Origin of the sequence: Klebsiella sp. A-Nf5, from assembly GCF_002810545.1 — a bacterium.
GTDB classification, from domain to species: Bacteria; Pseudomonadota; Gammaproteobacteria; order Enterobacterales; family Enterobacteriaceae; genus Klebsiella; species Klebsiella variicola.
The window spans coordinates 46,767-53,686 of the sequence record NZ_PIOG01000151.1 but is presented as its reverse complement, the minus strand read 5'-3'; the positions used below and the strand labels follow the sequence as shown (position 1 = coordinate 53,686).

The following is a 6,920-nucleotide window of genomic DNA, read 5'->3' as shown; positions in this document are numbered from 1 at the left end:
AGAGTATCGGTGCCGACCAGTTCGCGCACCTGGGCGAAAAACAGAACCTTAATCATGGCGTTCGTCCACCTTAAAATCGCCGGACTTGCCGCCGCTTTTCGCCAGCAGGCGCAGCGGACCAATGACCATATCTTTTTGCACCGCCTTGCACATGTCGTAGATAGTCAGTGCGGCAACGGAGGCGGCGGTTAATGCTTCCATCTCGACGCCAGTTTTACCGGTCAGACGGCAGAGTGACTCGATGCGCACCCGGTTATGCTCCGGCTGCGCCTGCAAATTGACCTCCACTTTGCTCAGCATCAGCGGATGACACAGCGGTATAAGCTCCCAGGTACGTTTTGCCGCCTGGATCCCGGCGATACGCGCGGTGGCGAACACATCGCCTTTGTGGTGGCTGCCGTCGATAATCATCGCCAGCGTCGCCGCCTGCATTTCGACATAAGCCTCGGCGCGCGCTTCGCGCACCGTTTCCGCTTTGCCGGAGACATCCACCATATGGGCTTCGCCCGCGGCGTTAATATGGGTCAATTGTGACATAGATTATTTCTTCAGGTGAGGAATGAAGTTACACGGACGGGTGCGGGCATCCAGCTGCGGGGCAATGATGTTGTCCCACGCCGTGCGGCAGGCTTTGGTCGAGCCCGGCATGGCAAAAATCAGCGTGCGATTGGCGACGCCGGCCACGGCCCGGGACTGCAGCGTCGAGGTGCCGATCTCTTCGAACGACAGCATGCGGAACACTTCGCCAAAGCCTTCGACCTCACGGTCAAACAGCGGCAGCAGCGCTTCCGGCGCCTGGTCCCCCTCGGTGAACCCGGTCCCGCCGGTGATCAGCACCACCTGCACGTCATCGCTGGCGATCCACGCCGACACCTGGGCGCGGATGGCGTAGCGGTTTTCTTTCACAATCGCCTTATCGACGACATGGTGTCCCGCCTCCTGCGCCGCCTCACGCAGCCAGTGGCCGGAGGTATCATCCTCTTCGCCGCGGCGGCTGGAAACAGTAAGAATAGCAATACGGGTCGGGATAAACTCAGCGCTAGCCTGGCTCATCTGAATGCTCCTTTCGAAAACGATTAACCGCCAATATAGGACAGGTTCTGCGTAATACCGGTGTTGCCCTGATGCAGGAAATGGGTCTGCTTTTTATGGGTTAAGGCTTCGGCTATCCGCGCTTCCAGCTCGGCCTGCTGCTCGTCCTCAGCCATCAGGTCGCGCAGGTCGACGCCGCCTTCGCCAAACAGGCACAGGTGCAGTTTGCCAACGGATGAGACGCGCAGACGGTTGCAGGTGACGCAGAAGTCTTTTTCATACGGCATGATGAGGCCGATTTCACCGGCGTAATCCGGGTGACAAAAGACCTGCGCCGGGCCATCGCTGCGCTGGCGGATCTGATGGATCCAGCCGCGGCGCAGCAGCTCGTCCCGCAGCACCATGCCGGAAAGATGGTGACGGCGGAACAGGTCGCTGCCCTCACCGGTTTCCATCAGCTCAATAAAACGCAGCTGAATACGGCGGGGTTGGATCCACGCGAGAAAGGTGTCGAGCTGGTGATGGTTAACATCACGCATCAGCACGGTATTGACCTTCACCTTGTCAAAGCCCGCGGCGAAAGCGGCGTCAATGCCGTCCATCACCTGGTGGAACTTGTCCTGGCCAGTGATGGCCTGAAATTGACGGGCGTCGAGACTATCAACGCTGACGTTAATCGCCGTCAGCCCGGCATCACGCCAACGTTCGACATCGCGCGCCAGGCGGTAACCGTTGGTGGTAACCGCAATCTGACGGATCGCCGGGTTTTCACGCACCGCGGCAATGATTTCGGTGAAGTCGCGACGCAGAGAGGGTTCCCCACCGGTGAGGCGAACTTTTTCGGTGCCCAGGGCGGAGAAAGCGCGCGTGACGCGGCGCACTTCGTCTACGCTAAGAAAGCCGTTGTTATTGACGGCGCCGGGTTTGTAGCCGTCCGGCAGGCAGTAGGTGCAACGGAAGTTGCACACATCGGTAATCGACAGACGCAGGTAAAAAAACTTACGCGCGAATGCATCGGTAAGCTGTGAGGCCATATACACCTTTCCAAATACGGGAGGCGCGGTCATTTCTTCCCACGCCCTGGCGACACCCGGAGGGGTCGCGGCCAAATCGCCATATCTTTTGACACAGGCGAAGAGGCTAGAGTGTTAACAGGTTATGCCGATAGTAGCGCGTTACGGACGGTTTCGCCATTTGCGATTTCGCTATATAACCTTGTATATATCGCTACCTTCGTGCATTTTCGCTACAGAATAGCCATAAATCATTTTTTTGCCTTGATGTCGGTCAGTTTGTCGGGCTCCTCCCATCGTCTTTTAGGGGTAGATCGGGTAGTGTGTGGCCGTTTATGTGAAATAAGGAATTTCTATGCGCAATCGTACATTCGCTGACCTCGATCGGGTGGTCGCGCTCGGCGGCGGGCATGGTCTGGGCCGGGTGATGTCCTCTCTCTCCTCGCTCGGCTCGCGGCTGACCGGCATTGTCACCACCACCGATAACGGGGGTTCCACCGGGCGGATCCGCCGCTCGGAAGGCGGCATTGCCTGGGGCGATATGCGCAACTGCATCAATCAGTTAATTGCCGAGCCCAGCGTGGCGTCGGCGATGTTTGAGTATCGTTTTAGCGGTAATGGCGAACTTTCCGGGCATAACCTCGGAAATTTGATGTTAAAGGCGCTGGACCACCTGAGCGTGCGGCCTTTAGAAGCCATCAATTTGATCAGAAACCTGCTCAAAGTAGACGCGTTTCTTATCCCGATGTCGGAACAACCGGTGGATTTGATGGCGCTCGATCATGAAGGCCATGAAGTTTACGGCGAAGTGAATATCGATCAGCTCGACAACCTACCGCAGGAGCTGATGCTTACCCCACCGGTACCCGCCACCCGCGAGGCGGTGGAAGCGATCGCCGAAGCCGATCTGATCCTCATCGGCCCGGGTAGCTTTTACACCAGCCTGCTGCCGATCCTGCTGCTCGACGAGATGGCTCAGGCGCTGCGCCGCACCCCGGCGCCGATGGTGTTTATCGATAACCTCGGCAAAGAGCACAGCCCGGCGGCGAGGCTGTCGCTGGCGGAGCGCATTGCGATTATGGAGCGCTATGTGGGTAAGCGGGTGGTGGATGCAGTGATCGCCGGGCCAAAAGCCGATATCCACGGCATCAACGACCGGCTGGTGATCCAGACGCCGCTGGAGGCCAGCGACGTGCCCTATCGCCATGACCGGGCGCTGCTTCGCGGCGCGCTGGAAAAGGCGATTCAGCTTCCTGGCTGACGCTGCGCGCCGGAGGGCCAACCTTCGGCGCACCTTAAAATCTTAAGGTTGTCTTAAAATAGGACTGGCACTATACCCTTATCTCTTTCTGTGGGTAGGTATTATGTCGTTATTACCTTTACGTCGGCCAGTTCTCAGCCGCACGACTTATTTGATTCTCTTTGCTTGCTATATCGGTATCTTTCTCAACCTGGCTTTTTATCGCCAGGTTTTCCCGTTACTGCCGGTAAACAGCCTGCATAACTGGCTGGTATTCCTCAGTATGCCGATCGTGGCCATTAGCGTGATGAATATCATCACCACCCTCGCCTCGTTCCTGAAGCTCGATCGGGTGGTCATCAGCCTGTTTATTCTGCTCAGCGCGTCGGCGCAGTACTTTATCTGGTCCTTCGGCGTGGTGATTGACCGTTCGATGATCGCCAATATCTTCGATACCACCCCGGCGGAAAGCTTTGCTCTGCTGTCGACGAAAATGGTCATCGTGCTGGGGCTTTCCGGGCTGTTGATGGTTCTGGTCGCCTGGTGGATTAAAGTTCGTAAACCCGCCTCTTTCTGGCGCGGCGCGGCGATGCGCCTGCTCAATATCGCCGTTTCGGCGCTGCTGATTATTCTGGTGGCCGCGCTGTTCTATAAAGATTACGCCTCGGTGTTCCGTAACAACAAAGAGCTGGTGAAATCCCTGAGTCCCTCCAACAGCATTGTGGCGCTGAACTCGTGGTATGCGCACAACCGCATGGACAACCTGCCGCTGGTGAAGATTGGCGAAGATGCCACACAGAAACCGGTGATGCATAACGGCCCCCGTAAGAACCTGACGATTGTGGTGCTGGGCGAAACCTCGCGCGCCGAGAATTTCTCGCTGGGCGGCTACGATCGGCAGACTAACCCACGCCTGCAACAGGACGATGTGGTGTACTTCCCGAAAACCACCTCCTGCGGCACGGCAACTGCGGTTTCCGTCCCTTGTATGTTCTCCAATATGCCGCGCGCGCATTACGATGAAGAACTGGCACACCATCAGGAAGGCGTCCTGGATATTCTGCAGCGCGCCGGTATCCAGGTGCTGTGGAACGACAATGACGGCGGCTGTAAAGGCGCCTGTGACCGCGTACCACACCAGAACGTCACTGACCTGAATCTCAGCGGTCAGTGCATCAACGGCGAGTGCTACGATGAAGTCCTGTTCCATAATCTGGACAATTACATCGACAACCTGAAACAGGATGGCATTATCGTACTGCATACCATCGGCAGCCACGGTCCGACCTATTACAACCGCTATCCGGCTGAATTCAAAAAATTCACCCCGACCTGCGATACCAATGAAATCCAAAGTTGTACGCAGCAACAGTTGACCAATACCTACGACAACACCATTCTGTATGTCGACTATATCGTTGATAAGGCGATAAAATTACTGCAATCCAAACAGGATAAATTTACCACTAGCCTGGTTTATTTGTCCGACCACGGCGAATCGCTGGGTGAAGATGGCGTCTATTTGCATGGTCTGCCGTACTCCATCGCGCCGGATACGCAAAAACACGTCCCCATGCTGCTGTGGCTGTCGCCGGATTACCAGCAACGTTATGGTGTTTCCAGCCAGTGTTTGCAACAACAGGCTAAGACGAAGGATTATTCTCAAGATAATCTGTTCTCCACCCTGCTCGGCCTGCTCGGCGTCAGCACCCACGAGTACCAGGCAGCAGACGATATTTTAACGCCATGTAGAGAGGCTGGTTGATGAAAATCTTAGTCATTGAAGACGATGCGCTGCTGTTACAGGGGTTGATTCTGGCGATGCAAAGTGAAGGATACGTATGCGACGGCGTCTCCACAGCGCACGAAGCGGCGCTATCGTTGGCCAGCAATCACTACAGCCTGATCGTACTCGACCTCGGCCTGCCGGATGAAGACGGTCTGCATTTTCTCACCCGTATGCGGCGGGAAAAGATGACCCAACCGGTGCTGATCCTCACCGCCCGCGATACGCTTGAGGATCGCATTAGCGGTCTCGATACCGGCGCGGATGACTACCTGGTGAAGCCCTTTGCCCTGGAAGAGCTGAATGCACGCATTCGCGCCCTGCTCCGCCGGCATAATAATCAGGGCGATAACGAAATCAGCGTCGGCGATCTGCGCCTCAACGTCACCCGCCGCCTGGTGTGGCTGGGTGAGACGGCGCTGGAATTGACGCCGAAAGAGTATGCTCTGCTGTCGCGGCTGATGATGAAAGCCGGTAGCCCGGTGCATCGTGAGATCCTCTACAACGACATCTACAGCTGGGACAATGAGCCGGCGACCAATACTCTTGAGGTGCATATTCATAATCTGCGCGATAAAATTGGCAAATCGCGGATCCGCACCGTCAGAGGCTTTGGCTATATGCTGGCTAACCACATCGACACGGAATAGACCATGGCTCTGTTTGCAACCGAATCCTGGACCATGCGCCACCGGCTGCTGCTGACTATTGGCGCCATCTTGGTGGTCTGTCAGCTGATCAGCGTCTTCTGGCTATGGCATGAGAGTAAAGAGCAGATCCAGCTGCTGGTGGCAAGCGCCATCGAAGGGCACAACAATCAGAAGCATGTGGAGCATGAGGTACGGGAAGCGGTCGCCAGCCTGCTGGTGCCGAGCCTGCTAATTGTTGCTCTGGCGCTGTATATCAGCGTGCTGGCGGTGCGCAAGATCACCCGCCCGCTCTCACGACTACAAAGCGAGCTGGAGAGCCGCACGCCGGACAACCTCACCCCTATCGTGCTCAGCGAATCGGTTCCCGAGGTTACGGCGGTGACCACCGCCCTGAATCAGCTGGTTTCCCGCCTCAATCTGACCCTCGACCGTGAGCGGCTGTTTACCGCCGACGTGGCGCATGAGCTACGTACCCCGCTGGCCGGCCTGCGCCTGCACCTCGAACTGCTGGCGAAAGTGCACGGCGTGGGCGTCGACCCGCTGATCCAACGCCTCGACCAGATGACCACCAGCATTTCCCAGCTGCTGCAGCTGGCGCGCGTCGGACAGTCTTTTTCCGCCGGTAGCTATCAGCAGGTGCTGTTGTTGGATGACGTAGTGAAACCGTTGCAGGAAGAGCTGGAAACCATGCTGGCGCAGCGTCAGCAGCGACTCCTGCTGACGGATGTCGAAAGCGAAGCCATTGTCTCTGGCGACGCAACGTTAATCCGTGTGATCCTGCGCAATCTGGTGGAAAATGCTCACCGCTACAGTCCGGAAGGGTCAACTATCCGCATCTCGGTGAAAGCGGGCTTGATGCCGGTGATGGCGGTGGAAGATGAAGGTCCGGGAATTGATGAGGCGAAAAGCGGCGAACTCAGTAAAGCGTTTGTGCGCATGGACAGTCGCTACGGCGGAATAGGCCTTGGACTGAGCATCGTCACGCGCATTGCTCAGTTGCATGACGCCCAGTTCTTCCTACACAACCGCCAGCCAGGGCCCGGCGTCCGTGCGTGGGTGTTATTCCCGCGGCGGGCGCGTCAGAACGTCAGTACCCATTGATGGAAAAAGGCAACAATAATGACCAGGGCGGTGGCAACCGCCAGATATTCACGGAAGTTAATTTTTTGCATGGGCACTATCCTCATCATGTTGAGGAT

At 56.9% G+C, this 6,920-nt stretch carries 7 protein-coding genes and 1 riboswitch; of the genes, 4 read left to right on the top strand and 3 right to left on the bottom strand.

The features are described 5' to 3' along the window. Window positions 1-48: 48 nt before the first annotated feature. The 3 genes from moaC to moaA all read right to left on the bottom strand — a co-directional run bounded on the left by moaC (window position 49) and on the right by moaA (window position 2,066). Window positions 49-537: a cyclic pyranopterin monophosphate synthase MoaC gene (moaC, locus tag CWM53_RS15860; RefSeq protein WP_008805748.1), complete on the bottom strand. Its 489-nt coding sequence runs from the start codon at window positions 535-537 to the stop codon at window positions 49-51. 3 nt (window positions 538-540) lie between these two features. Then, window positions 541-1,053, bottom strand: coding sequence for a molybdenum cofactor biosynthesis protein B (moaB, locus tag CWM53_RS15855; protein WP_008805747.1), 513 nt, complete (start codon window positions 1,051-1,053; stop codon window positions 541-543). A 23-nt stretch (window positions 1,054-1,076) separates the two neighbouring features. After that, window positions 1,077-2,066, bottom strand: a complete 990-nt coding sequence (moaA, locus tag CWM53_RS15850; RefSeq protein WP_100729813.1) for a GTP 3',8-cyclase MoaA — start codon at window positions 2,064-2,066, stop codon at window positions 1,077-1,079. After that, window positions 2,054-2,192, bottom strand: a riboswitch (molybdenum cofactor riboswitch). It overlaps the preceding gene by 13 nt. Before the next feature lie 208 nt (window positions 2,193-2,400). Here moaA and yvcK point away from each other — a divergent pair. The 4 genes from yvcK to pmrB all read left to right on the top strand — a co-directional run bounded on the left by yvcK (window position 2,401) and on the right by pmrB (window position 6,822). Beyond that, window positions 2,401-3,306, top strand: coding sequence for a uridine diphosphate-N-acetylglucosamine-binding protein YvcK (gene yvcK / locus CWM53_RS15840; RefSeq protein WP_061155269.1), 906 nt, complete (start codon window positions 2,401-2,403; stop codon window positions 3,304-3,306). A 103-nt stretch (window positions 3,307-3,409) separates the two neighbouring features. Beyond that, entirely contained in the window at window positions 3,410-5,050 is a 1,641-nt protein-coding gene (eptA, locus tag CWM53_RS15835; protein WP_074386487.1) for a phosphoethanolamine transferase EptA, read from the top strand. Beyond that, on the top strand, window positions 5,050-5,721 hold the full coding sequence (gene pmrA, locus CWM53_RS15830; RefSeq protein WP_061155271.1) for a two-component system response regulator PmrA: 672 nt from the start codon (window positions 5,050-5,052) through the stop codon (window positions 5,719-5,721). The genes eptA and pmrA overlap by 1 nt, the downstream gene beginning before the upstream one ends. A gap of 3 nt (window positions 5,722-5,724) precedes the next feature. Continuing rightward, window positions 5,725-6,822 carry a two-component system sensor histidine kinase PmrB gene (gene pmrB / locus CWM53_RS15825; protein ID WP_100729814.1) on the top strand — a complete coding sequence of 366 codons (1,098 nt, stop codon included), beginning with the start codon at window positions 5,725-5,727 and terminating at the stop codon, window positions 6,820-6,822. Window positions 6,823-6,920: the final 98 nt, after the last annotated feature.